This window comes from Streptosporangium lutulentum, from assembly GCF_030811455.1.
In the GTDB taxonomy this organism is placed as follows: Bacteria; Actinomycetota; Actinomycetes; order Streptosporangiales; family Streptosporangiaceae; genus Streptosporangium; species Streptosporangium lutulentum.
Window position 1 is genome coordinate 7,281,443 of the sequence record NZ_JAUSQU010000001.1, and the last position, 24,894, is coordinate 7,306,336.

The following is a 24,894-nucleotide window of genomic DNA, read 5'->3' on the forward strand; positions in this document are numbered from 1 at the left end:
CCGCGGTCGCCGGGGGTGGTATCGGAGACACCTTCCCGAATGTCCGGCTTGGGGCCTTCCCACCGCATGAGCACCGGATTCTGTCGTAACGACCTGCCATGATCAGGCCGCCTGGAACCCACTGCGAAGGGAAACGCGATGAGTGGCACGACAGCGGCGGATTACGTCTGGTTCAACGAGCAGTACGGCGACACCCTGGCCGTCTCGGGATTCTGCGTCACCTTCGTCAAGGACCTGACGCCCGTGGAGGCCCTCAACCAGATCGGCGTCGTCATCGAGGAGGGCGCCGACCCCGACGACATCGACGGTTTCGACGAGTATCCCATCGTCGCGAGCGCGGCCGCCGGGGGAACGATCCTCGTCGAGCAGGGCGGCTACTCGTGCAGCCTGGACGATGTGGCGAACCGTCTCTCCCGGGGCACGGTGACAGCGACGGTGTTCCGCAATGTCAACTTCGACCAGGCATTCATCCAGTCCGAGAACGGCAGCGTGGTCCTCACCTTCGACTCGGACATGCCGTACGACCGTAGCTGCCACTCCGACCGGATGCTGTCGCACATGCGCGACCTCGGCATGCCCCTCGAAGAGTCCGACGCCCCGGACCCGAACTACATCCTGACCGCCTTCGCCCTGGCCGAGCGTGCCACCGGCGTACGGCTGCTGCCCGCCCACATCGACAAGCCCACCCTGCTCGGAACGACCGAGCACCTCTGCTGAAGAACGAGCTCTCCACGGCCCGCGCCATCACCTTGTCCTGGGTACTTGTCAGCATCGTGCTGACGTTGTGCCGACCCACGACGGCCTCACTTTTCCTGAATCGCTTGACGGTCTTGTCCTCGCGGCTCAAACTCACGGTGCGCAAGTTCGTACATGCCCAAAGTCCAGGAGATTCTCATGGCGCTACGGTTCTACGGCAAGGGCGGCAGTCAGACCGAAAGCTGCCCCTCGGTACACGGCGACGACGCCGACGGGAGCCTGGTGATCGTTGGCTGGCCGGTAGAGGACCCTGAAGTGATCGCCAAGATCATGGAGGTGAGCCACATCGAGCCTCATGAGCGCGCGTTTCGGGTACCGAAGGAGCTAAAGAAGGCACTTTGGGAGGCATGCGGTGGCCATGATCCAGACTTTGACTGAGCTGTTCTCGAAGGCCCAGCACTCGGTGACGCACCTGGAGTTACGCGACACCTATGGCTCCGGAGGCCCCGGCTATCGCGCGTGGCGCGAGGGGGCCTCGCTGGAGGCCGCCGCCCAGATAGACGAGCCCTTTGTGGCTCCCTGGGTGGAGTTGGTGCGGTCTACCACGGAGCGCGGGGTTACGTTCCGCCGTGCCCGTGTCATCTCAGAACCGGTCACCAAGTACATCCGTTTCGAGCACGCCGCGACCGGTTACTCCAACCTGGCCGGTGGCGAGCAGGTTCGCTGGCTTCCTCGCCCGCAGGCGAGAGGAATTGCAGTACCGGGATGTGACTTCTGGCAATTCGATGACGGGCCGGTGTGCTGGATCTTCCAGACCGGGGAGGGCGATCCGGCCGGTTACGTCCTGTCGGAGGACCCGGACGAGGCCACGTTGTGCTCCACGGCCTTCGAGGCCGTCTGGGAACTGGCATTCGACCATTCGGAGTACGAGCCCTCCTGACGACCACCCCCGCACGTGTCCAACTCACAGTCCAGTAGCGTCCAGCAGGCGCGACGGGCCATCGCTGACAGGCTACGAGAGGTCCTTCGCGATTCGGGCCTGTCCTCCCGGGCGTTGGCTCGGGAGGCCGGCTGGGAAGAGTCGAAGTGTTCTCGGCTCATCAACGGCCGCACTCCGCCCAGCGATGAGGACATCCGCCTCTGGTGCATTATCTGCGGCGTGCCAGAGGAGATCCCAAATCTGATCGCGGCCAGCCGCAACGCAGAGAGCGCCTACCTGGAATGGCGCCGGGTCAGTCGCAGCCAGAGGCACATGCAGGATCTGGCACTGAAGCTGTTCAGCGAGCCCCAGTACCGCTTCTACAGTTCCAATCTGGTTCCCTGGCCCTTGCAGGTGCCCGCCTACATGCGGGCCATCATGCTTCGCTTCAACGATTTTCATCAGTCCACAGCCAACGATGTCGAGGAAGCTGTAAAAGTGCGGCTGGCCCGTCGCCGCTTTCTGAAGGACGGATCACGCAGCTGCGCCCTGATCATTGAAGAATCGGTACTGCGTAACCGGCTTTTTGATGACGATACGACCCTTGACCAGCTTCGGTATCTGCTGGTCGGGATGCGCCAGCCGAACGTCTCACTCGGCATTATCCCTTCGACTGCCCGTCGCATGCAGAAGCTGACCGAGACGTTCCACATATACGGCGAGAAGACGGTGTCCATCGAGCTGACCTCGGCCATGATCACGATCACCCGGCCGTGGGAGATCGATCTCTATGTGAGGTGCTTCAACAGACTCGCCGGGAGTGCTGTCTACGGGGCCGCCGCCGAGGACATCATCAAGGCAGCCATCGAAGCCCTGGAGTAACTGACGTAGAAACTCGTACACACTCGTTGAGCCCTGGAAACCCCCACTCCTACTGTCTGAGTTATGGCATCCGGACAGACCGTGACGGAGTCCCGCGCTGGGGGACATGAAGAGGAACAGGTCTCCGACGCGACGGCGGAAAAGCACGATCAGGAACTGGCCACCGTGCAGCGATTGCTGAACGTTCGGGGAGTTCGCTCATGCCTCATCCACACGATCGCTTTGAGAATGTTCGGTGATGGTCGGCTGCTTCCCCGGGGAAATCTGGGGCTGTATGCGCCCGAGCTGGTCGTTCGCAGCGGTGCCGGGTGGGGGATCACCACGGTAAGCGTGGGGTCGCGTTCCGGCTGCTTCCTGGTGTCGATGCGCAATGGCAGGGGCATCGAAACGGCGCCGTCCGTGGACCCGGAGAAGGTCGCGGACCTGATTCTCTCCGCTCAATTCGGCGGGAGGGTGTGAGGTGGCGCTCAGAGACTGGGACGTCGTCGGTGACATGGCCCTGCGGCACGTCAACGGACAAGCGATCATCGTCAGGAAGGGCCTTCATGGGAGCCTGCCCGTCGCGGTGGCGGTCTGGGAGGCCAGGGAGCAGCAACTGGTGCAGGCCCGGCTGATCGAGCTGGGAAGGCTTGTGGACGGAGCCATGGACCGCCTGCATGCGCGCAGCATCAAGATCGGCCTGGGTGTCTGAAAAGCCCTCTTCGGGATGGGCTTTCTTCCCTGTTGATAGCCCTAACGGGGCCACAACGCAAAAAACGCCCTCGGACCGTAGGCCGAGGCCATGTCTCAGATGGTCGCCGCGTTGGCGCGAGGCTGCACAGGCGTAGCAGGAACAGCGAGCAAAGCTCAATGAGGAGGAACAATGACAGCGACGGCTGCCCCCTGGGGCTTAACCCGGATGACCGAACGTCTTCCCGCAGATCCATCACCGTATGCCGCATTTCGGCTCGACTCTGACACTCAGATCACCAACTTTTACGACGCGCACGGCGCGATCATAGATATGGGTAAGGACAGCACCAGTTCGACCTACCAGACGATCACCACGTCGAAGGGTGGCGGCGGAGACGGCTCAGGGGGCTCCTCCCCGATGGCAGACGACTCTACAAACGACCACCGGTCGGACTAGCGAATGCCGATCTCACCACAGATCGTATTGGTCATCACGTCAATAGAGGACGCCACCGCCAATCTGGTCATCCGGGCGCTGAACGAGCGTCAGGTACAGGTCGCCCGTGTCGACCCCGCCGATATCGGCGCTGACCTGATGTTCAGCGCCCGCATCGACAAGGACCGCACGAAGTGGACTGGGCGGCTCCGAACGCCGAGTCGTGAGATCACACTGGAGGAGGTCGGGGCGGTGTACTACCGCCGCCCCAGCCTCTGGCGCTTTACGGAGCTGGAGCGGCAAGCTCAGCAGTTCGCCGTGACCGAGGCCAGGCACGGGCTGGGCGGACTGCTGGAGAGCCTGCCGGTCTGCCGCTACGTCAACCACCCCGCCGATATCAGTGAGGCCGATTTCAAAGCCACGCAGCTACAGGTGGCCGCCCAGGTGGGTTTCAAAGTGCCTGCCACGCTGATATCGAACGACCCGGAGGCGATCAGGAAATTCGTCGCTGAACATGAGCCAACCATCTACAAATCGTTCCGAGGCGCTCCGTCTACCCTGGATGGTCATGTCGCTGCGATATGGACACAACGGGTAACCCAGCAAGACCTTGACGACTCCTTGTCCGTGACCGCTCACCTCTTCCAAGAGGAAGTGCGTAAGGTCGCCGACGCCAGGGTGACCGTGATTGGTCGAACCGTGTTCGCGAGCAGAATCACCACCCCCGACGGCGCGCTCGACTGGCGCAGCGGCGATTGGGATGCACTGGTCTACGACGCCATCGACGTGCCCAAGCCGATCAAGGACGCTCTACGCGCCTACCTTGACCACTTCGGCCTGGCATTCGGAGCGTTCGACTTCGCTCTTGAAGCGTGCGATTCCTGGACCTTCATCGAATGTAACCCCAACGGGCAGTGGGGCTGGCTGCCCGGCTCCGATGCGATGGCGCACGCTTTCGCTGATGTTCTGTTGGAAGGATGGTGGCCATGAGCGGCATGGCCGCGAAGCTCCGCCTCGCGCTGGCGGATCAGGTCGGTTCTCCCGGCTGGCACGAGGCACTGGAGGCGGTACCGCGCGAGCCGTTCCTGGGCGAGGCCGTCTATCGGGTCGATGAGACCCGTGCCGATCAGTGGTCCCCTGTCCATCGCGCTGAGGTGACCGAGGAAGAGTGGCTGACCCTGGCCTACACCGACGCGACATGGGTGACCCAGGTGGCAGGAGTCCTGGCCGAAGACGCGACCGGCATCGTGACCGGGTCGCCGAGCTCCTCCTCCACATTCCCCAGCCTGGTCGTGCTGATGCTGGAGGCCGCGCAGATCTCCGAAGGTGACAGGGTGCTGGAGATCGGCACCGGCACCGGCTACTCAACGTCGTTGATGTGCCAGAGACTCGGTCAGGAGGCCGTCACCTCCATCGAGTACGACTCGAAGGTCGCCGATCGGGCCAGAAAAGCGATCGCTGAGGTCGGATACGCACCGACCCTGGTCGTGGGTGACGGGCTCCACGGCTATGACGAAAATGCCGAATACGACCGGCTGATCGCCACCTGCTCGGTTCGGACCATCCCTGCGGCATGGATGCGGCAGGTCCGCAAGGGAGGGACCATCACCGCCCCCATATGGGGCTGGATGAGCGGGGTTGCCTTCGCTCACCTGACCTTGGCCGATGAGGGCAGCGCCAGCGGGCACTTCCTCAAGGAGGATCTCTATTTCATGACCGCCCGATCCCACCTGCCGCCGCCGCGACCTCCCCTGGTGACCGGCACCGGAGATGCCAGCCGATCTAAGATCGATCCGGCGATCCTGGAGGACGAGGCGGCCCTGTTCGTCGCCCAGCTCGCCGCACCGGCCGCCCAGCGGTCCATGGTCGGTGACGTAACGATCCTGTTGGATGTCGGCACCGGGTCACGGGCCGACACCAAGCCCAACCCCGACGGCGGATGGACCGTCCACCAGCACGGCCCCGTACGGCTGTGGGATGCGGTAGAGGAAGCCGTCCTGACTTGGCAGGACGCCGGGTCTCCGCATCAGTCGGCGTTCGGGCTCACCGTCACCCGGGATCGCCAGTATGTCTGGCTGGGCGAGCCGAACGGCCGGTCCTGGGACCTGCCCGCCTAGCTCGCCGAAAGCTCCCCCGGCAGAGGTAACGTCAGACGGTCACCAATTACAGACGTCGGCTCTCAATCAAGTTTCTGCCGGGGGGGGTAACTCGATGCAGCCGGATCGCCCGATCTCCTCGCCTGTGCGGAAGAAGACTTCGGTTGATGAGTTGATCAGAGCCAAACGTGCACGGCCGATCCGTTCTGTCGAGGACCTCACCGCCCATACCTTCGAAAGCGATGAGGAACTGGACGAGTTTTTGGCCTTCATCCACTCCGAGCGTCACTTCGACCTCGTGTAGCGCATCCGATTACCACGAGGCCGGGTGGCTCACGCGGGGCGCAGTGAGCGGCTGACGTCTATCCAGCGGTCCAGGAGGGCCGAGGCCGCGCCGGAGTCGACGGCCTCGGCGGTGCGCTTGCACGCCTGCCGGAGCGCCTCGGTGAGAGCGTCCGGAGCCGGGGCGCCCTCGGCCGCCACGACGGCGGCGGCGGCGTTGAGCAGCACGATGTCACGCACCGGCCCCGGTTCTCCCGCCAGCACCGCCCGGGCGATTCGGGCGTTGTACACGGCGTCCGCGCCGCGGAGATCCTCAAGGGCGACGGGGGCGAGGCCCAGGTCGGCGGGGTCGAACCGGGTCTCGGTCACCGTGCCGTGCCGTACGACCCAGACCGTCGAGGGACCGGACGTGGTGAGCTCGTCCAGCCCGTCGTCGCCGCGGAAGACCAGCGAGGAGCCGCCGCGCCCGGCGAGGACGCCCGCGATGACCGCGGCCATCCGAGAGTGGGCGACGCCGACCGCCTGCGCGCGGGGCCGGGCGGGATTGAGCAGTGGGCCGAGGAAGTTGAACACGGTCGGAATGCCGAGCTCGCGCCTCGGACCGGTCGTGTGCCTCAGCGCCGAGTTGAAGAGCGGGGCGAAGCAGAAGGTGATACCGACCTCCTCGGCGACCTGAGCGGTCTGCTCCGGAGGCAGGGAGATGTCCACGCCCAGTTCCTCCAGGAGGTCCGCCGAACCGGAGGAGGACGAGGCCGCCCTGCCCCCGTGCTTGACCATCTTCACGCCGGCGGCCGCCGCGACGACGGCGGCCATGGTGGAGATGTTGACGGTGTGGGCCTGGTCCCCGCCGGTGCCGACCAGGTCGACCAGGTCGCCGGAGATCTCGATCGGGACGCTGTGGCCGAGCAGGCCCTCGGCGAGCCCGGACACCTCGGCGACGGTCTCCCCCTTGGCCCGCAGGGCGACGGCGAATCCGGCGATCTGCGCGCCGGTCGCCGCACCGGTCCTGATCTGGTCCGTCGCCCACGCGATCCGGGCGGCCGACAGCGACTCGCCGTCGAGGAGCGCGCCGAGAAGCGCGGACCAGGTCGTACGGCCCACCGGCGGGCTGGATTGTGCTGCGGTCATCTCTGACGTCTCCGATGTCGAGGACTCGACGCGACGGCTGCCCTCGGAAACGACGACGGCCGCCTCGTCGAGGCGGCCGATGGTGCGCTGGAACCCGGGACCGCCTACGAGGCGGGCCACCACTGGTTCGAACGCGTAGTCACGGTGGAAAAGGTACACCAGGCCCCCGGACCGAGGCAGGCCGAGGCCCGCTACGAACCCGTCCCGGACGCATTCATCCGGTTTCCCGGAGGGTATGTCGACATCAAGTATCTTGACATCGAGACTATCTTCGTGCAGACTCTCCCCCGATGTTTAATCTCTTGATATCGAGATATATTCGATGAGGCGGGAGACACGGCGCCACACAGGGGCGAGCAGGGCCTGACAGGGCGGCTGCGCGATCCGCCGGGCGTCCGCAACGCACGGATCATGCTGCCCGCCCTGACCACGGACCGGACCGGCCCGGGGCTGTGAGCCTCGTCCCCGATCTCCGTTCTCCGTGGGAGGGCGCCCGGACGAAGGAAGAACATGAACGACGTCACCGAATTCGAGGACATCCCCCCGACCACGCTCGCCGATGTCCTGGGACGCGAGCAGGTCATGGATATCGGCATTCGCCCACTGTGGCCCTCGATCCGGCGAGTCGCCGGCCCGGCGTTCACCGTACGGTGCCCTCCGGGTGACAACCTCATGCTTCACGCGGCCATCTATCGCGCGGAGCCCGGCTCGATCATCGTCGTCGAAGCGGGTGACGTGGACTACGCCGTCGCCGGAGGGAACGTCTGTGCCGTCGCTCAACGTCGGGGGATCGCGGCGTTCGTGGTCGACGGGGTGATCCGTGACCTCGCCGAGGTGCGCGAGATGGACTTTCCCGTCTTCGCCAGGGGAGTCATCCCCGTGCCCGGAACCAAGGCGGCCGTCGGGCCGCTCAACGGCCGGGTGCGGTGCGGCGGGGTGGACGTGAGGGCCGGCGACGTCGTGGTGGCCGACGAAGAGGGCATCGTGGTCACTCCCGGCGCCCGTCGGGAGCAGGTGCTCCTCGACGCTCAGACGAGGCTGGCCAAGGAGGCCGGCGAAACCCTCGACGCGTGGGAGGCCGCGCATCGCGCCCGCATCGACAAGATCCTGGGCGAGAACGGCTTCGAATAAAGCAGCCGCGGTTGCGGGCTGTCCGGCATGCGCCGAGCGTGCGCGCCTCGGGTCTGTGGCGTCGTGGCCGGCGCGACGTGGTCCCTACCGAGTCGTCCGGCGATCAGGTGCGGCGCTTGAGCTGCCGGAGGGTGTAACCGTTGCCCGCCGGCTCCAGGGGCTTGGTGGCCTGCTTGAAGAGATACTCGGCCCGTTCGTAGGACAGGCGGCCTCGGCCCGTCTCCGGGCACAGATCTGCCCGCGCCGGGGTACGGGACGGCCCGGGCCTGCGGTCGGCGAGGAACAGGGGACCCCGGGTCCGGCCGCCGACCAGGTCGGGCAGGAGCCGGGCGGTCCCGGAACGCCAGCTCACCCAGGTGTCGCCCGCGCGGGCCCGGCGGTCGTCCAGGTCCAGGTCCTCGACGTTCAGGGACAGGACGGTCCTCACCCCGGCCGCCGACTCGTGCAGGAGCCGCCACAGGGTCCGTTCGCGCAGAGGCAGGTCGGGGCGGCTCCAGAGCGCCTGGAGCTGTGCCGAGCCGATCGTCTCCGTCCGGGGACGGGTCTCGGCACGCCGGTCGAGACCCGCCGCGAGGTGGTCCGAAGACGTCCAGGCGCCGAACGACCGGACGGCCGACCGGTGCCTGTTCCACGTCTTGGCCGCCGCCTCACCCCAGGCCATCGCGAACGCCCGCGCCACCTGGTCGGCGGTCAGGGAGGCCAGCGGCGTCTGATCGCCCAGGGTCAGGCAGAGGCGCCGCAGAGTCTGCCCGTACGAGCGGATCGTCTCGGCGTCCAGGTCGTCGCGTCCCAGGAAACTCCGAGCGGCCCGCCCGAGGGTGACGCCCTGCGCGCCGGGCACCGCGATCCCGTCCGCCCGGCGGCGCAGAAAGGCGCGTTCGGCGACGTTCCTGGTGAGAGACGCGGCCCGCTCGAACTCCCGCCGCGCCTCTTCGTGCCGGCCCAACCGGACCAGGAGATCGCCCCGGACCCCCGGCAGAAGGTGGTAATCCTGCAACGCGGGGTCGCCGGTCAAGGAGTCGACCAGGGCGAGCCCCGCCTGCGGCCCATGCGCCATCCCGAGCGCCACCGCCCGGTTGAGCTGCACGATCGGCGTCGGCAGCAGCCGGGCCAGCGCCTCGTACAGGGCCGCGATCTGTGGCCAGTCGGTGGCCTCGGGGGTCCGTGCCTGCGCGTGGCACACGGCGATCGCCGCCTGCAGCACGTACAGGCCGGGTGTGCCGCCGATCTCCCGTGCTCGCAGCATCGCGATGAAACCACGGCGGATGAGGAGCTGATCCCAGCGCCCCCGGTTCTGCTCGTGCAGCTGGACGGGTTCGCCCGAGGGCCCGATCCTCGCGGCGGAGCGGGACGCCTGGATCTCCATCAGCGCGACCAGCCCGTGCACCTCGGCCTCGTACGGCACCAGCTCGGCCAGCAGCCGGCCCAGCCGCAGTGCCTCGAGGCAGAGCCCCGGCCTCATCAGATCGTCCCCGGACGTCGCCGAATACCCCTCGTTGAAGATCAGGTAGATGACCTCGATCACCGACGACAGGCGCTCGGCCAGCTCCGAGCCGTCCGGCAGCTCGAACGGCACCCGCTCCTCGGCCAGCGTCCGCTTCGCCCCGGCGATGCGCTGGGCGATCCTCGGCTCGTTGACGAGGAACGCCCGGGCGATCTCCTCGGCCGTCAGACCGCCGAGGAGCCGAAGCGTCAGCGCGACCCGCGCCTCGGTCGGCAGCACCGGATGGCAGGAGATGAACATCAGCCGCAGGATGTCGTCCTGCTCGGGATCCTGCGGCTGTTCCAGCTCGTGGGCGAGCTGCTCGTGCTTGCGCTCAAGACGCCGGGAGCGCCGGAGGTGATCGATGGCGCGGCGCTTGGCGACGGCCATCAGCCAGGCGCCGGGGTTGCCGGGGACACCCGACTCGGGCCACTGTTCGAGCGCGGAGACGAGCGCGTCCTGAGCCAGCTCCTCGGCGAGGCCGACGTCGTGCACCATCCGCGTGAGCCCAGCGATGATCTTTGCCGACTCGAGTTTCCAGAGCGCGTCGATGGTGCGATGGACGTTCGTCACCGCCTGATGACAGCACCGTCCCGGCTCGCCCGCAAGCCGGGACGGTGCCGTGGGCGGCTCAGGGGCCGAAGACCTGCTGCATGATGCTCTCGCCGTCACCGACGATCCTGCGGAAGCGCCGGGCCAGCTCGATCGCCTCCTCCTTGGAACGGACCTCGATCAGCGCGAAGCCGACCACGGCCTCCTTGGCCTCGGCGAACGGCCCGTCGGTCATCGTGATCGTGTCGCCGGAGGATGTGATGCGGACACCGCCCGGCTCAAGGCCACCGGTGGCCAGTAGTGCACCCGCCGCGGTCAGCTCCTCGACGAACTTGGCCATCTCGACGTACAGCTTCTCGTCGGGGGCGGTGTCGGAGGCCTTGGACATCATCAGGTAGCGCATGAATTCTCTCCTTCGGTTTTGTTGCTCTGCCTACGCGTCGAACAACCCAATGTGACAGGGAACGCGATCATTCCCTGTCACATCACCGGATCGACGTGTGAGCGAGAACCGAAGAAGACGAACCTCAGAAAGGCCTCGGCCATGACCGCCGTCCAGCTTCCCGCCGCCACCACCCCCGCCTCGGCCCCCACCACCCGCTTGCTGCTCACCTGCGCGGTCGTCTCGGCGCCCCTGTGGGCGGTCGTCTCCCTGGCCCAGGCCGCCACCCGTGAGGGCTTCGACCTGATCCGCCATCCGCTGAGCGTGCTGAGCAGCGGCTCCCTCGGCTGGCTGCAGATCACCAACTTCCTGGTCGCCGGCGTCCTGACCGTCGCCGGGGCGACCGGCCTGCGCCGGGCCATGCACGGTTCCCCCGGAGGCACGTGGGCGCCCCGGCTGGTCCTGGTCAACGGCATCGGCATGATCGCCGCGGGGGTCTTCGTCATGGACCCGGCCGACGGCTTCCCCGTCGGCACCCCCTCCGGGATGCCCGAGACGCTCACCTGGCACTCCTACGGCCACATGGCCTCCGGCTCGATCGCCTTCATCGCCCTGATCGCCGCCTGCTACGTCCTGGGCCGCCACTTCAGTCGCGCCGGGAACCGCGGTCATGCCGTCGCCTCCCGCGTCGCCGGCACCGCCCTTCTGCTCGGCAACGGCTGGTCGATGACCGGCGGCAAGGCCGGATCCCTGACCTTGGCCGTCGGCGCCATCACCGCGATGCTCTGGATCTCCGTGGTCGCCGTCCGATACCGTCGCGGCCTCTGAACCTCCCTCCGGGAAGCGAGAGGAACCGGCTCCGCATCGAGCACGACCGGTGAGACGGAGGGCCGGGATCAGAAGCTGCAGCGCTGGGGGGCGTCGAAGTGAGGCGGCGGGCCGGTGAGCGCCGACCGCACCGACCGCTCCAGGACGGACAGATCCGGGCCGCGCAGGCGCAGGGGCGCCACCAGGCCGGCCTCCGTGTTGCTGATGAAACGCGGCGGACCCCCGTGCTTGTATCCACGGCTGTGGAACAGGAAGGGGTGCGCGAGGACCACGTCGCCCGCCTCCCCGGTCAGTTCGTGGAAGTTGCCGATGGGCTCGGCCAGGACCTCTTCGAACAGCTCCAGGTGGGTGAGCCCGCCGGGATGCTCACCGAGCACCTGTGCCGTGCGCCGATGGGACCCCTCCGACACGAGGGTCCCGCCGCCCCGGGGTGCGACGTCGGAGAAGAGCCCGATCAGCAGCAGGCCCTGGTGCTGGGCATCGATCGTGTGCCGGAACCAGTTGCCGTCGATGTGCCACCCCGAAGGGGGAACGGCGTACGGGAGCCGGGCACCGTAGGAGAAGTTGACCGGCCAGAAGCCCCACCCGCGGATGCCTCGCCAGCGCCCCTCGCCGATGAGCTCCTCGACGGCGGCCACGAGCCTGTCCGTGAAGCAGTCGAGCACCTCGGGGACGGCGAGCCGTTCCTCGATGTCGTAGACCTCCGGCCAGGTGGCGGGGTCGTCCTCACGGATACCGGCCTTCTCCTCCATCCGCCGCCACACGCGGGCTCGCGCGGCCGAGGCCCGCCAGGCGTCGAAGGCTCCGGGCAGGACGCAGAAGCCGCGCTCGACGAAGGCGTCCAGATCCGCTTTCCGCAGGACACTCACCAGTAGAGGCTCCAGCGTCCCGAGCACCACACCCCGTGGCCCTGCAGGGTCAGGCGCTCGTCGTCGGGCTCCACCCGGGCGCATGGCGCCACCTGGTGAAGGATGTGCCCGGAGTGCATGACGAGGCGGCCCGCCGTGTAGGCCACGTACTGGCGGGGGTGGAAGCGCTGCAGGTCGGACGCCCCGTCTATCCATCCCCTGTCCAGCGCCTCCCGGAACTCCTCGTAGGTGGCCTCCCAGACGTTCAGCCCGCCGCCGGCTTCCGGCAGGCGCAGGGGAAGCGTGAACGAGATCAGCCTCGACAGATCGGTGCCCGGCGGCCACTCCATCTCGCGGTACTGCATGTCGAAGTGGATCGGCGCCTTGGGCTTGGTGAACACCGCGGGCGCCAGCCACACGTGGAACCCGGGAAGAGCCAGGTTCTCCGGATAGTGCACGGGCTCCTTGAGGTGCTCTTCGAGCATCCCGGCCAGCCGTTCGTACAGCCAGCCGAACCGCTCCCACAGGACGGGCCGGTCGGCCCGCGCGTGGGCGTAGTAGCCGCCGCCTTCGGGATTCTCCGCGAGGTCCAGGTAGCTGGGCGATCCCAGGGTGAAGAACGAGGCCGGTTCGAGCCCCCGGGGCATCCAGCTCGAACGCAGCGCGTACACGTCCTGCCTGACCCGCGCGCTCTGTTCCTCGTCCAGCACGTCCAGAGAGGTGATCATGATTTCTCTCCCGTCAGAAGGCCGACCAGTGATTCGCTGATGGCGCCGCCCGCCCTGCGGTCGTACCAGTCGTAACCCGGCATGGGATTGACCTCCAGGCACCAGTGGACGCCTTGCGGGTCGCGCTTGAAATCCCACCCGGCGAACGACATCCCGAAGGATCGTGTGCGATCGGTCAGGATCTCGGCCAGGTCGGCCGGGAGCGTGTAGGGCTCGAAGACCGCGTCGTCGTCGGCCCGGTAGTCGACCGCCTCGGACCGGATCTCCTCCGCGTGCGCGCGGGTCCCGCACACGTGCACGCGGACGTCGCTTCCGGCGACGTATCGCTGCAGGTGGACGGGGCCCTGACCGCTGACGAAGGTATCGAAGTCGGCGGGGGTGACGAGCCTGCCCGTGGCCCGGACGCCGGAGAGCGTCTTCACGATGGTGGGCCCGGCCTCCGCGAAGGCGCGCAGCCGCTCTCCGTCGGAACTCGTCAGGCTCTCGGGGACGGTGAGGCCGTGGCTCTGGAGCGTGAACTCGTGAAGCGGTTTCGACGCGTTGTCCGACCACGCGCCCGGCCGGTTGACCACGGTGCCCGGCACCGCGTCGAGCCAGGCGAACAACCCCCTGACCAGGCCGTGCCACCGGGCGGCGGCGCGCGTGTCGTCCTGGAGGGCGGACAGGTCGATGAGCCTGCAGAAGTAGGACGCGGCGGGGTCGAGGTCGTACCGCCGGTCACCGTCCGTCACCCAGGCGGCACCGTCGTCGGGGACGGCGAGCCGCCAGTCGCCCCGCGTGGCGACGTCGCGCAGGTCGATGGGGACCACCCGCTCCCCGCACCGGCGCGCCTCGGCGACGAAGTGCTCGAACGTGCCGTCCGACGCGAGACCCAGGGCGTAGATCATGGGAAGAGCACCTCCATGAGACGCGGGCCGAACCCCGGCCAGACCATGCGCAGTTCCTCCAGGCCCGGGTAGGGCTCCACGTTGACCAGGAGCGCGTTCTCGGCGTCCGCCGTCACCCGCCAGGTCACGGCGGCGAGGTCCAGCCCGAGCCGCGCGGAGGCGGCGAGGCTGCGGCCTTCGAGATCCAGGTGGTCCAGGTCCACGGTCGTGCACCGCCAGGCACGCCCGTCCAGAACGACGACGATCTCGAAGGCGGGGTCGGGATCGGACCAGCGCCCCCGGTAGGGCCCCTCTCCCACGGGTCGATCGGGCCACTGGGAGGTCGTCAGCGCCCCGGTGTCCTGCACCCACCACCCGCCGCCTTCCGGCACGCCCGGCTCGGGGTAGACGGAGGTGAAGACCTCGGCCGAGCCGGCGTGCTCGCCCGCCCTCATCGCGGTGAGCGCCGCCGAATGGGACGCCTGGCCTCCCAGAGACCGGGCGGAGGGCCTGTTGATCACCGGAGCGGGTGACAGTGTGGCCACCGCCCACAGCTGGGCGAGGCACTCGTTGAACTGGAACTCGGCGTCGACGCTCGTCCGCGGCGCGGGTGGGGCGGGCAGCCGCAGGAGCATCGGCAGCGCGGGCTCGACCGTGGCCCGCCCGTTGGCGACGGAGAGCGTGAAAAGCTGTGCGGCCTCGAACATGTCGAGCACGGCCGCCGCCCGGCCGCGCTCTTGAACGTATGCGACCAGCTCGGCCGCCACCTTGTCGGCGGGGTCGGCGACTATCACGAACTCGATGTCGACCGGCGCCACGGCAGCCGGCTCCGGGACCGGTACGGTGACCGGCCCCGAGGTGGGCGACGACTCAGATGACAAGGCCACGTCTCCTCAGCAACCGGGTCGCCCGCGACCCGCGGAGTGTCTCAAGGATCTCGGCGGCGTCGTCCTGGGAAACCGTCACCAGAGTGTCGTCGACGGCCGACGAGGCTCCGGAGCGGTCCGTATCCGCGAACACCTTGAGCTCCGCGGAGACCCCCGACCAGTCAGAGCCGTCCTTGAAATCCTTGGAGTCCTTGCTGTCCTTTCCGTCCTTGAAATCCTTGGAGTCTTTGGAATCCTTTCCGTCCTTGAAATCCTTGGAGTCTTTGGAATCCTTGCTGTCCTTGGAATCTTTGGAGTCCTTGGAATCCTTCGAGTCCTTGCTGTCCTTGGAATCCTTGCTGTCTTTGCTGTCCTTGAAATCCTTGGAGTCTTTGGAGTCCTTCGAGTCCTTGTCGTCCTTGGAGTCCTTCCATTTGAACGCACTGGACGTGTATGACCGCCCCTCGGGGGATTCCTCCTCGAAGACGCGGCTCACCATGGGCTGCACCAGCAGCCTCGTGACGACGTCTCTTCGGTCAGACGTCGTAAGGAACGGCATCACGCGCGATTCCTCCACCACCCATGCCATCGGCCTTTCCTCTCTGTACGGAATCTCACTGGTCGCGATACAGGTGAAGCGCCGCGGACAACGCCTTCTGGGCGGTGGCGTCATGCGGATTGAGATTGCAGATCAGATGGCTGACCCCGTGTGCGGCGTACCCGTGGAACCCCGCCGCGATCTGCGCGGACGTCCCCGACAGCACCGGCCGATCATTGGGTGGGCCGGCAGGCGAATCGCCGGGGACGACGTTCACGCCCACGGTGATGCCCAGCGAGGCCGGGTCTCGTCCCACCTCGGCGCAGGCCGCGTTCACGCGCTCCGGCCAGTGTCCCAGGGTCGACGGCCCGCCCAGCCAGCAGGTGTTCCACAGGTCGGCGTAACGGGCGGCCAGGCGCAGCATCCTCGGCTGGAACGCGGCCACCAGGATCGGCGGACCGGAGTCGCGGACGCCCCGCGGGCGCAACTCACCGCCCCGGATGCGAATGTGCCGCCCCTCGAAGTCGAGCGTGCCCGTACGCAGCAGGGAGGTGATCACATGGAGCGACTCCTCGAAGCGTGACACCCGGTTCTCGAAGGGGACGCCGAACGCCTCGAACTCCGGCTCGTGCCACCCGCTGCCCAGTCCGAGGATCAGTCGGCCCTGGCTGACCTCGTCGAGCGTCACGGCCATCTTGGCCAGCACCGCGGGATTGCGGAACGCCGTACAGAGCACCAGCGTGCCCAGCGTGACCCGTTCGGTGGCCTCCGCGAGCGCGGACAGGATCGTCCAGGACTCCCAGATGCCCTCGGTCGGTTCGCCGGCGGCACGGAACAGCAGGTGGTCGAAGACCCAGACCGAGTCGAAACCCGATTCCTCAGCCGAGAGCGCCAGCGCGCGAATCTCGGAATATGAAGGTTGTTTCCAGGGATACTCCGCGAGCGGTAGGACCACACCGATTTCCAAAAGCGCCTCGCAAACCCGAACCGCCCCGAACCAAGGTAGGCACAACGTACGCCGATTTACGCGACCGGGGAATCGAGGTGACCGGATACGGACGCCACCGCTACATCAGCGAAGAACCGCCGCCGGAGCAGGAGCGATGCGGAAGATCTCGGTGAACCGATTCAGGAGCGCGGGGTCTCCGGTGACACGGACGGTGCCGCTCTCGACGGCCTCGCCGGGGTCGAGCTCTCCGGTCATCAGGCACCTGATCTCCGCCCCCGTCTCCAGGACGAGATCCGCCCCGGCCAGAGGCCCCTCCCCGATATCGAGGACGCCGTCGTCGACGCGCGCGTGGACGACGACCTCGCCGACGTGCAGTTCGTAGCCCACCCGCGTGCCTCGGGCCGCCTCGGCGCCGAAGGTGGAGCGGAGGGCCATGATCAGTGAGTCGGGGGTGACGATGTCCTCGGGCCCGGGCTCGCCCAGTGCCCTCGCGCCCCAGCGTCCGAGCCGGAGGACGATGTCGTCGAGCTCGCGGCCGTACTCGGTGAGCTCGTAGACGACCGAGGCCGCCGGGCGTGGCAGGACGCGGCGGCGGACGATTCCGGTGTGTTCGAGCTCCTTGAGGCGGCTGGAGAGGATGTTGGTCGGGATCTTCGGCAGACCACGGCGCAGGTCGGTGAACCGCCTGGGTCCCACGAGGAGATCTCGGACGATGAGAAGCGCCCAGCGCTCGCCGACGATCTCAAGAGCACGGGAGAGCCCGCAGAACTGCCCGTAGGTACGACCGGCCATGCTCTTTATATTAGCTTTTCGTTCTCTTGATAAAACTAAATTCATTGTAACAATTATCTGATTGCATAAAACAACCATGGAGGCGCGCGACCCTGTCCGGCCTTCAAGGCGCTCGTCGTCGCGATCGACGGCACGCCCGCCCTCGCCGGGCCGCTCACAACGGGGAGGCGGTGCGACGGTCCGGCGCGGCGAGCCGGGCGGCACGGGTCCGTTCCGCCCAGCGTACGGCCGGCCCCATCGCGAGACCGGCCCCCAGGAACAGGCCGCCCAGCAGGAGCCAGCCCGGTGCTCCCCAGGTGACGATCAACGTGGTGAGCAGCAGGGGGCCGAGCATTCTCGCGATCGCCGCGCCCGTGCCGAAGAAGCCCTGGTACTGGCCCTGCCTGCCGGGCGGGGCCAGGTCGAACCCGATCTCCCAGGCGCCGGAGCCCTGCAGCATCTCGCCGAACACCTGCAGGCAGGCGGCCACGAGCAGGACGGCTCCGGCGACCCAGGCCGAGGATCCGGCCGCCGACAGCGCGAACGCCGCGCACGCGACGAGCATCACCATGCCCGCCCGCCGTACGGACCGTGAGGCGGTGGTCAGGTCCGTCACCCGCCGGGCCACGCGCACCTGGAAGAACACGACGCCCAGGGTGTTGAGCACCATGAGCGCCGAGACCGTCCAGGCCGGGGCCTCGGTCCGCTGCACGATCCACAGGGGGATCACCAGGCTGAGGAGAGGCATGTTCAGCAGCGTGATCATGTTGAGGAGGGAGACCAGCGCGTACGGCCTGTCCCGGAGCACCGCCGGCGCCGGCTCACCGGGGGCGGTGGCCGGAGAGGGGGGCACCGCCGGAAGGCGGAGCAGCACGAGGGCGGACAGCAGGAAGCTCACCGCGTCCATCGCGAGGACCGCCAGATACGCCTCCTCCGTGTCGGCGCTCAGTGCCGCCCCGCCGAGTGCCGCGCCGATCGCCAGTCCCGCGTTCACCGTCGCCTGCAGGTAGGACCGGATCTCGGTCCGCCGCGCCCTGTCCACGAGCTCCGCGAGCAACGCCTGCCGGACGGCGGCGAGTCCGCACTGGCAGCTCGCGTAGAGGCAGGCGACCACGACGAACGGGACGAAGGATCTGACGAACAGGAACGAGCCGACCGCCGTACCGGTGGCGACGGCCAGGAGCACCGCCGTTCCCCGGGGCCCCCGCCGGTCGGCGAGATGCCCGAGCGGAACCCCCGCCACGGCCCCGACGGCCCAGCCGAGGGTCAGGCCGAAGCCGATCCGGGTCGGGGAGAGCCCCACCATCCGGACGAAGTACAGCGCCGAGCACACGTAGTACGCCCCGTCGCCGACGGAGTTGGCCAACTGCGCCAGGGCGAGAGTCCGGGACGGCCCGGAGAACGGCATGATCCGGCTGAACATGGGGGCTCCTCGGTCGTCTCCGCGATGAGTCGGGGGGCACGAACGACGGGAGCGACGCGAGGTCTCCGGGGCGTTCGCGCGGGCCGTACGGAGACGAGACGGGGCCGGCGGGCGCGACCTCGCCTCCCGCCTGTTCCGAGCGGTACGGAGATCACCTTAGGAGGTCGATTGGCATCGCAGGAGATCCAATAGTTGGCAAACCAGACAGACCAATACGATGGAAAAGTGGATTTTCACGTGAGTCTCACGGGACGCGGCGATCTGACGGCCCGGATCTACCGGCAGCTGCTGGAGGCCATCCTCGACGGCCGCCTGCGGCCGGGAGAGCGCCTGCCTCCCACCCGTGAGCTGGCACAACGACTCGACGTCTCACGCACCACGGTGACCGTCGCCTACGAACGGCTCACCGCCGAGGGCTTCCTCGTCGGCCAGGTGGGCGCCGGCACCTTCGTGGGCACCGAGCCCCTCAATCGCACGCGCCCCCGCAAAGCGCCCACGGGCAGCGGCGTGCGCCCCCGCCGGCTCTGGCGGTCCATCGCCGCCGAGCCCCGGCTCGAACCGGACTCTCCGGGTCCCGGACCGCTCTACGACTTCAGGGTGGGTGTCCCCGACGCGCGGCTGTTCCCGCTCGAAACCTGGCGCAGGATCGTCGCCCGCGAGCTCCGCCCCGCGCTGATGCACTCCGTCGTCTACAACGCCCCCTCGGGCCACCCGGGGCTGAGGGAGTCCATCGCCCGCTACGTCGGGGTCTCCCGTTCGGTGCGCGCGAACGCCGACGACGTGCTCGTCACCCAGGGGGCCCAGCAGGCACTCGACGTCATCGGCCGCGTCCTGATCGAGCCGGGCGGTTGCGTGGCGGTGGAGGAACCCGGCTATCGCCCGGCGCGGCTGCTGTTCCAGTCGCTGGGCGCGCGGGTCGTCGGCGTCCCCGTCGACGCCGAGGGGCTGGACGTCTCCGCCCTCCCCCAGCACGCCCGTCTCGTCTACGTCACCCCCTCCCACCAGTTCCCGCTGGGGACGCCGATGTCTCTCGGGCGCCGCGCCGCGCTGCTCGAATGGGCCGAACGGCGCGGCGCCGTGGTGATCGAGGACGACTACGACAGCGAGTTCCGGTTCGAGGACCGCCCGCTCGAACCCCTCCAGAGCCTGGACCGCAGCGGCCACGTCGTCTACGTCGGGTCCTTCTCCAAGACGATGCTGCCCATGCTGAGGCTGGGCTTCCTGGTGGCGCCGGCCTCGCTGCAGCCCGCTCTGCGCAGCGCCAAGCAGCTCACCGACTGGTACAGCGAGCTTCCCACCCAGGCGGCGCTGGCACGGTTCATCGACGAGGGCCTGCTCGCGCGGCACATTCGCAAGGCGACGCGCGAGTACGCCACCCGCCACGAACGGATCCTCACGACGCTCCACCGGGACTTCGCCGACTGGCTGGAGCCGGTGCCCTCCGCCGCGGGCCTGCACCTGTGCGCCCGCCTGGCTCCGGGCGCGGAGGTCGACCTCGACCGCGTGACGGCTCACGCGATGGAGGCCGGAGTCATGGTCGAGAACCTCGCCACCTTCTGCGGTGAGGCCCCCGCACAAAGGGGAATCGTGATCGGCTACGGCGCGATCCCGCCGGAGATGATCGAGCCGGGTCTGCGGCGGCTCGCGGAGAGCTTCCGCGCCGCAGGGGGCCCGCGGGACGCGAGGGTCCACGAGGAACGGCGTCACGAGCACGCCCCCTGAGACGCGGCGTCACGAGTCTGCCCGTATGTCCAGGGCGTCCAGAAACGCGGCGGCGGCCGGTGAGGGGCGCAGGCGGCTCCAGATCAGGTGCTCCACCCGGGTGGGCGGATCACGGAGCTCGACGACGTGCACGCCGGGGAGCTCCGGCACGAAGGCGGCGGGCATCATGCCGATACCCAGGCCCAGCCGGACCAGCCGCGCCAGGAGGTCCGCGTTCGTCACCTCGAAGGCGACCTCACGGCTGACGCCGGCGGCGGCGAACGCCTCATCCGACTGAGCGCGCGCGGCCGTACCGGCGGGAAAGTCGACGAACACCTCGTTCGACAGCCGGCGCAGATCCACGCCGGTCTCGTCGGCCAGCGGGTGGCCGGGCGCCACCACCGCGACCAGCTCACCCCGCGCCAGGGCGCGTCCGCGGACGCCCTTCGGCTGTACGTTCGGCGGCAGCCCGAGGAAGGCGATGTCCAGGGTGCCCTGCCGTACCTGTGCGGCCAGCTCGTCGCTCGACCCCACGCGCAGCGTGATCCGCACCTGCGGATGGAGCAGGTGAAAGCTCTTCAGCGCGCTCGGCAGGTCGACCGCCGTGACGGTGGGGATGGTGCCGATGGCGAGCCGGCCGCGAAGCTCCCCGGAGGCCGCCGCCACCTCGGCGCGAGCCCGTTCGGCGGCGTCGAGAGCCTGCCGGGCAGCGGGCAGGAACGCTTCGCCGGCGGGGGTCAGCCTGACCCGGCGGCTGGTGCGCTCGAAGAGCCGGGCGCCCAGTTCTCGTTCCAACCGGGCGATCTGGTGGCTCAGTGCGGACTGGACAACCCGGCAACGCTCGGCGGCACGGGTGAAGTTCGCCGTCTCCGCCACCGCGACCACGTAGCGCATCTGCTGTAGCTCCACGAATCCATCGTGAATCACGATCGCTGGCGTGACAAGTATGCGTTGGACTCATCGATCGTCGACGTCCGAGGCTGGGGGCATGACGAACGTGTCAGCCACTCCGCGCCGTACGACGCGCCACGAACCCACCGAGGCGCCGGACGGCGGCGCGCCGCTGAGCCGCGGGCTGCTGCTCCTGATGGCCGCGGCCACGGGACTTTCGGTTGCGAACAACTACTTCGCCCAGCCGCTGCTGGACCTGCTCGGCCGGGAGCTACAGCTCAGCACCACGATGGCCGGAATGATCGTGACGGCCGCGCAGGTCGGTTACGGGCTGGGCCTGATTCTGCTCGTGCCGCTCGGCGACCTGGTGGAGCGCCGCAGGCTCGCCGTCGTGTTGTACGCGGCGACCGCGGTGTTCCTGCTGGTCTCGGCGACCGCGCCCAACGGAGCCCTGCTGCTGGCCGGAACCGTGCTCACCGCGTTCACCTCGGTGGCGGCCCAGGTCGTGGTGCCGTACGCCGCCACGCTCGCGGCGCCGGGGCAGCGCGGCCGGGTGATCGGCACGGTGATGACCGGCCTGATGCTGGGTGCGTTGCTGTCCCGTACGGTCTCGGGAGGGCTCGCCGAACTCGGCGGCTGGCGGACGGTCTACTGGGTGAGCGCGATCCTCGTCGCCGGGGTGACCGTGCTGCTGTGGCGCTTCCTGCCGCCCCTGCACACCCCGGTCGGGCTGTCATACCCGGAGCTGCTGCGCTCGACGATCGCGCTGTTCCGCCACGAACCCGTGTTGCGGTGGCGGGCCGGTATCGCCGCCCTGTCGCTCGCGTCGTTCAACGTGCTGTGGACGGCGGTGAGCGTCCTGGGCGGCTTGCTGGCCTGCGGGACCTTCGTCCTGTGGGTGCTGGAACGCCGCGGGACCCGAGGGAGCTGAGAACTCTGCGGCTCACCGTATTCGAAGCGGTCGGAGTGGTCGGAGTGGTCGAGGCGCTGTCGCGCGGCCACGAGGTCACCGGATGATGCGTAATCCCGTTCGCTCGCGTGACCTGCCCGCTGCCGCCGACATCCGGATCGGCGACGCCGGAACCGTCGCTCTGATCGGCTCACCCGAAGCATGCCCCATCCCGTCGGCTCTCACGGAGCCGGCTTCACCATGACATCGTTGGAAGGATCTCGCAGTGTCGAACAAGAAGACCGTCCTGGTCACGGGCGCGACCGGCGGCCAGGGCGGCGCCGTCGCCCGCAGGCTGCTCGACAACGGCTGGGCGGTGCGCGCCCTCACCCGTGACCTGGACACGCAGAGGGCCAAGGACCTCAAGGCACTCGACGTGGAACTGGTCACCGGCGACCTCGACGACCCCGAGTCGCTGCGCGCGGCAGCGCAGGGCGTGCACGGCGTCTTCAGCGTGCAGCCCGCCGACCTGGCCGACCCGCACCCCGAAGTCGAGGTGCGGCAGGGCAAGAACGTCGCCGACGCGGCCGAGGCCGCAGGCGTCGCGCACCTGGTCTACAGCTCCGTCGGCGCCGCCTGGCGCGAGTCCGGCGTCGCGCACTTCGAGACCAAGGCGGAGATCGAGGCGCACCTCGATGCCATCGGCGTGCCCACGACGGTTCTGCGGCCGGTGTTCTTCATGGAGAACTGGCGGTACATGGTGCCGGAGGTGGAGAACGGCGAGCGGGTCGGTTCGATCGCGCTGGACGCGGACACCTCGCTGCAGATGATCGCACTGGTCGACATCGGCCGGATCGCCGCGGACGCGTTCGACAAGCCGGCCGAGTTCATCGGCAAGAAGATCGAGATCGCCGGCGACGAGCTGACCGTGCGGCAGATCGCCGAGATGTTCACCAAGGTCGACGGCATCCCGACCCGCTTCGAGCGGAAGCCGATCGAGGAGCTGCGGGCCGAGGCCGAGGAGGTGGCGAGCATGTTCGACTGGTTCGACAAGCAGGGGTACCAGATCGACATCGCCGCGCTCCGCGAGCGGTACCCGGAGCTGCTGACCCTTGAGGCGTGGCTGAACAAGAACCGGTAGGAAACCGGATGCCGTTCACCGACGGGGATACGGCGAGCCGAACCCGTCTGCGCCGAAGTCGTGGATCACGTCCCGGACCTGGCCGTCGCCGGTGAAGGCCACCTTGGCGAGCTGGCCGACGCTCATGCCCTGGGCCGACGGCAGCACCGCCCGCGCTCGCCGCCGGGTCACCGCCGAACCGCTGCCGCGCCGTACGATGCGCGGCAGCGGGTTTCCCGCATCGTCGTCGACCCCGCCCGGCCACGAGCGGGGTCTGAGGTGATCACACCGGTCGAGGTGGGACCTCGACCGGCGCGTCACACAACAGGACAGACCCAAGGTGATACGGCACGCTAGCGGGCCTGCTCCAGCAGCTTCTCGGTCGCGACGAGACGCACGCAGACGGTCAGGCCGGCGATGGCGAGCTCGACCTCGTCCAGCTCGGGATAGGTGGGGGCGATGCGGATGGTGCTGTCGCGGGGGTCCTTCCCGTACGGGTGGGTGGCACCCGCGGGGGTCAGGGCGATGCCCGCCCCGGCCGCCCGGCGCACCACCTCGCGCGCGCACCCCTCCAGCACGTCGAGGCTGATGAAGTAGCCGCCCTCGGGGTTGGACCAGGACGCCAGTCCGGTGCCGCTCAGTTCCTTGGTGAGGATCGTCTCCACGGCGTCGAACTTCGGCCGGATCAGCTCGCGGTGGCGGCGCATGTGCTCGGCCAGGCCGTTCTCGTCGCGGAGGAACTCCACGTGACGGAGATGGTTGATCTTGTCCGGGCCGATGGTCCGCTTGGCGGTGTGCCCGAGCATCCAGGCCACGTTGTCGGCGGACGAGCCGAAGAAGGCGACGCCCCCACCGGCAAAAGTGATCTTCGAGGTGGAGCCGAAGACGAAGGCGCGGTCGGGATTGCCGTTCTCCTCGCACAGCGCCAGGAGATCGGCGATCTCCACCGGCGTGTCCGTGAGGTGGTGTACGGCGTAGGCGTTGTCCCAGAAGATCCGGAAATCCGGGGCGGCGACCGGCATGGCCGCCAGGCGCCGCACGGTCTCGTCGCTGTAGGAGACCCCGGTGGGGTTGCTGTACTTGGGCACGCACCAGATCCCCTTGACCTGGGGGTCCTCAAGCGCGAGACGCTCCACGACGTCCATGTCGGGACCCTCGTCGGTCATCGGCACCGGGATCAGCTCGATGCCGAACCGCTCGCACAGGGCGAAGTGACGGTCGTAGCCGGGGACCGGGCAGAGGAAGGCGATCCGCGGCTCGTCCGCCCAGCGGCGCTCGCCCCCCGGAAGCCTGCTGAGCAGCGCGTGGACGATGGAGTCGTGCATGAGCGAGAGGCTGGAGTTGTCGGCGGCGATCAGCTGGGCGACGGGAACCTGGAGCGAGCCGCTGAAGATCTCACGGAGCTCGGCGAGCCCGTGGAGACCCCCGTAGTTGCGGCAGTCGGTACCGTCCGCGGCGGTGTGGCCACTGGGAAGGGTCAGCATGCGGGAGGCGAGATCGAGCTGGCGCGCCGACGGCTTACCCCGGGTGAGATCAAGGGAGAGACCGCGCCGGACGAGTGCCTCGTAGTCACGCAGGGCATCGTCTCGCTGTGCGGTCAGTTCGTCGAGGGTCAAGGCCGGAGGGCCCTGAAAGGCCGAAGATGACACGGAAGTTCCTTCGCCTGCTGGTCGGAAGTCTGCTTCGAACGGTCTTCAAAGGATAGAAGACCTCACCTGGCAGCGGGAAACCGGACCGTACTCATGTCAGGTCCCGCCACGCCCCGGGCGCATGCCCGAAACGCCTTCGAACCACACTCGGACCGCGTCCGGCCCGCT

The 24,894-nt window shown here is 68.5% G+C and carries 29 protein-coding genes and 2 pseudogenes; 16 read left to right on the plus strand and 15 right to left on the minus strand.

What is annotated here, in order from left to right:
• Positions 1-138: 138 nt before the first annotated feature.
• From J2853_RS32595 to J2853_RS32635, 11 genes and pseudogenes are all read left to right on the plus strand, one after another.
• Positions 139-717 carry a DUF6461 domain-containing protein gene (locus tag J2853_RS32595; RefSeq protein ID WP_307564539.1) on the plus strand — a complete coding sequence of 193 codons (579 nt, stop codon included), beginning with the start codon at positions 139-141 and terminating at the stop codon, positions 715-717.
• Between the two features lie 177 nt (positions 718-894).
• Positions 895-1,134 (plus strand): hypothetical protein, encoded by a 240-nt coding sequence (locus tag J2853_RS32600; RefSeq protein ID WP_307564540.1) that lies wholly within the window; start codon positions 895-897, stop codon positions 1,132-1,134.
• Positions 1,127-1,636, plus strand: coding sequence for a DUF6879 family protein (locus J2853_RS32605; protein WP_307564541.1), 510 nt, complete (start codon positions 1,127-1,129; stop codon positions 1,634-1,636). The genes J2853_RS32600 and J2853_RS32605 overlap by 8 nt, the downstream gene beginning before the upstream one ends.
• 15 nt (positions 1,637-1,651) lie before the next feature.
• Positions 1,652-1,855: pseudogene (locus J2853_RS47965) on the plus strand (helix-turn-helix domain-containing protein); the annotation flags it as partial.
• The gene (locus J2853_RS32610; RefSeq protein ID WP_307564542.1) at positions 1,856-2,497 is read left to right on the plus strand and encodes a DUF5753 domain-containing protein; all 642 of its coding nucleotides are present in this window, start codon (positions 1,856-1,858) and stop codon (positions 2,495-2,497) included.
• 63 nt (positions 2,498-2,560) lie between these two features.
• Positions 2,561-2,956 carry a hypothetical protein gene (locus J2853_RS32615; RefSeq protein WP_307564543.1) on the plus strand — a complete coding sequence of 132 codons (396 nt, stop codon included), beginning with the start codon at positions 2,561-2,563 and terminating at the stop codon, positions 2,954-2,956.
• A 1-nt stretch (position 2,957) separates the two neighbouring features.
• On the plus strand, positions 2,958-3,188 hold the full coding sequence (locus tag J2853_RS32620) for a hypothetical protein (protein ID WP_307564544.1): 231 nt from the start codon (positions 2,958-2,960) through the stop codon (positions 3,186-3,188).
• A gap of 171 nt (positions 3,189-3,359) precedes the next feature.
• Positions 3,360-3,626: a putative ATP-grasp-modified RiPP gene (gene tgmA, locus J2853_RS47970; protein WP_370879430.1), complete on the plus strand. Its 267-nt coding sequence runs from the start codon at positions 3,360-3,362 to the stop codon at positions 3,624-3,626.
• Positions 3,627-3,629: 3 nt separating this feature from the next.
• Positions 3,630-4,595, plus strand: a complete 966-nt coding sequence (tgmB, locus tag J2853_RS32625) for an ATP-grasp ribosomal peptide maturase (RefSeq protein WP_307564545.1) — start codon at positions 3,630-3,632, stop codon at positions 4,593-4,595.
• Entirely contained in the window at positions 4,592-5,722 is a 1,131-nt protein-coding gene (gene tgmC, locus J2853_RS32630) for an ATP-grasp peptide maturase system methyltransferase (RefSeq protein ID WP_307564546.1), read from the plus strand. The genes tgmB and tgmC overlap by 4 nt, the downstream gene beginning before the upstream one ends.
• A gap of 94 nt (positions 5,723-5,816) precedes the next feature.
• Complete coding sequence (locus J2853_RS32635; RefSeq protein ID WP_307564547.1) at positions 5,817-6,005, plus strand: hypothetical protein; 189 nt, start codon at positions 5,817-5,819, stop codon at positions 6,003-6,005.
• A 29-nt stretch (positions 6,006-6,034) separates the two neighbouring features.
• Here J2853_RS32635 and trpD read toward each other — a convergent pair whose 3' ends face one another.
• Positions 6,035-7,111 carry an anthranilate phosphoribosyltransferase gene (trpD, locus tag J2853_RS32640; RefSeq protein WP_307568907.1) on the minus strand — a complete coding sequence of 359 codons (1,077 nt, stop codon included), beginning with the start codon at positions 7,109-7,111 and terminating at the stop codon, positions 6,035-6,037.
• Positions 7,112-7,621: 510 nt separating this feature from the next.
• Here trpD and J2853_RS32645 point away from each other — a divergent pair.
• A complete protein-coding gene (locus tag J2853_RS32645; RefSeq protein WP_307564548.1) occupies positions 7,622-8,242 on the plus strand; it encodes an RraA family protein in 621 nt (206 codons plus the stop codon).
• 103 nt (positions 8,243-8,345) lie between these two features.
• Here the strand turns inward: J2853_RS32645 and J2853_RS47975 are convergent, their stop codons facing one another.
• The 3 genes and pseudogenes from J2853_RS47975 to J2853_RS32655 form a co-directional block, all read right to left on the minus strand.
• On the minus strand, positions 8,346-9,083 hold the full coding sequence (locus J2853_RS47975; protein ID WP_370879547.1) for a site-specific integrase: 738 nt from the start codon (positions 9,081-9,083) through the stop codon (positions 8,346-8,348).
• Between the two features lie 6 nt (positions 9,084-9,089).
• Positions 9,090-10,223 (minus strand): annotated as a pseudogene (locus J2853_RS47980) (RNA polymerase sigma factor); the annotation flags it as partial.
• A 133-nt stretch (positions 10,224-10,356) separates the two neighbouring features.
• On the minus strand, positions 10,357-10,680 hold the full coding sequence (locus J2853_RS32655) for a YciI family protein (RefSeq protein ID WP_307564550.1): 324 nt from the start codon (positions 10,678-10,680) through the stop codon (positions 10,357-10,359).
• Between the two features lie 141 nt (positions 10,681-10,821).
• On the opposite strand from J2853_RS32655, the gene J2853_RS32660 reads away from it, so the two are divergent.
• Positions 10,822-11,487: a DUF998 domain-containing protein gene (locus J2853_RS32660; protein WP_307564551.1), complete on the plus strand. Its 666-nt coding sequence runs from the start codon at positions 10,822-10,824 to the stop codon at positions 11,485-11,487.
• 68 nt (positions 11,488-11,555) lie between these two features.
• Here the strand turns inward: J2853_RS32660 and J2853_RS32665 are convergent, their stop codons facing one another.
• The 8 genes from J2853_RS32665 to J2853_RS32700 form a co-directional block, all read right to left on the minus strand.
• Positions 11,556-12,356 carry a phytanoyl-CoA dioxygenase family protein gene (locus tag J2853_RS32665; protein WP_307564552.1) on the minus strand — a complete coding sequence of 267 codons (801 nt, stop codon included), beginning with the start codon at positions 12,354-12,356 and terminating at the stop codon, positions 11,556-11,558.
• The gene (locus tag J2853_RS32670) at positions 12,353-13,063 is read right to left on the minus strand and encodes a hypothetical protein (RefSeq protein ID WP_307564553.1); all 711 of its coding nucleotides are present in this window, start codon (positions 13,061-13,063) and stop codon (positions 12,353-12,355) included. Before J2853_RS32670 ends, J2853_RS32665 begins: the two co-directional genes overlap by 4 nt.
• Positions 13,060-13,950, minus strand: a complete 891-nt coding sequence (locus J2853_RS32675; RefSeq protein ID WP_307564554.1) for an ATP-grasp domain-containing protein — start codon at positions 13,948-13,950, stop codon at positions 13,060-13,062. The genes J2853_RS32670 and J2853_RS32675 overlap by 4 nt, the downstream gene beginning before the upstream one ends.
• Positions 13,947-14,810: a hypothetical protein gene (locus tag J2853_RS32680; protein WP_307564555.1), complete on the minus strand. Its 864-nt coding sequence runs from the start codon at positions 14,808-14,810 to the stop codon at positions 13,947-13,949. Before J2853_RS32680 ends, J2853_RS32675 begins: the two co-directional genes overlap by 4 nt.
• Entirely contained in the window at positions 14,800-15,384 is a 585-nt protein-coding gene (locus tag J2853_RS32685) for a hypothetical protein (protein ID WP_307564556.1), read from the minus strand. The genes J2853_RS32680 and J2853_RS32685 overlap by 11 nt, the downstream gene beginning before the upstream one ends.
• Positions 15,385-15,409: 25 nt before the next feature.
• Positions 15,410-16,288, minus strand: a complete 879-nt coding sequence (locus tag J2853_RS32690; protein WP_307564557.1) for an LLM class flavin-dependent oxidoreductase — start codon at positions 16,286-16,288, stop codon at positions 15,410-15,412.
• Between the two features lie 117 nt (positions 16,289-16,405).
• On the minus strand, positions 16,406-17,074 hold the full coding sequence (locus J2853_RS32695) for a winged helix-turn-helix transcriptional regulator (RefSeq protein WP_307564558.1): 669 nt from the start codon (positions 17,072-17,074) through the stop codon (positions 16,406-16,408).
• 154 nt (positions 17,075-17,228) lie between these two features.
• Positions 17,229-18,476 carry an MFS transporter gene (locus J2853_RS32700; RefSeq protein WP_307564559.1) on the minus strand — a complete coding sequence of 416 codons (1,248 nt, stop codon included), beginning with the start codon at positions 18,474-18,476 and terminating at the stop codon, positions 17,229-17,231.
• Between the two features lie 225 nt (positions 18,477-18,701).
• On the opposite strand from J2853_RS32700, the gene pdxR reads away from it, so the two are divergent.
• Positions 18,702-20,198, plus strand: coding sequence for a MocR-like pyridoxine biosynthesis transcription factor PdxR (gene pdxR / locus J2853_RS32705; protein ID WP_307564560.1), 1,497 nt, complete (start codon positions 18,702-18,704; stop codon positions 20,196-20,198).
• 9 nt (positions 20,199-20,207) lie between these two features.
• On the opposite strand, the gene J2853_RS32710 is transcribed toward pdxR, so the two are convergent.
• Positions 20,208-21,086, minus strand: coding sequence for a LysR family transcriptional regulator (locus J2853_RS32710; protein ID WP_307564561.1), 879 nt, complete (start codon positions 21,084-21,086; stop codon positions 20,208-20,210).
• Positions 21,087-21,165: 79 nt separating this feature from the next.
• Between J2853_RS32710 and J2853_RS32715 the strand changes: the two genes are divergently transcribed.
• Positions 21,166-21,999 (plus strand): MFS transporter, encoded by an 834-nt coding sequence (locus J2853_RS32715; protein WP_307564562.1) that lies wholly within the window; start codon positions 21,166-21,168, stop codon positions 21,997-21,999.
• Positions 22,000-22,243: 244 nt separating this feature from the next.
• A complete protein-coding gene (locus J2853_RS32720) occupies positions 22,244-23,098 on the plus strand; it encodes an NmrA/HSCARG family protein (RefSeq protein WP_307564563.1) in 855 nt (284 codons plus the stop codon).
• A gap of 15 nt (positions 23,099-23,113) precedes the next feature.
• On the opposite strand, the gene J2853_RS32725 is transcribed toward J2853_RS32720, so the two are convergent.
• Both J2853_RS32725 and J2853_RS32730 read right to left on the minus strand, forming a co-directional pair.
• Entirely contained in the window at positions 23,114-23,398 is a 285-nt protein-coding gene (locus J2853_RS32725) for a hypothetical protein (RefSeq protein ID WP_307564564.1), read from the minus strand.
• A 32-nt stretch (positions 23,399-23,430) separates the two neighbouring features.
• Positions 23,431-24,726 (minus strand): aspartate aminotransferase type Ic, encoded by a 1,296-nt coding sequence (locus J2853_RS32730; RefSeq protein ID WP_370879434.1) that lies wholly within the window; start codon positions 24,724-24,726, stop codon positions 23,431-23,433.
• Positions 24,727-24,894: the final 168 nt, after the last annotated feature.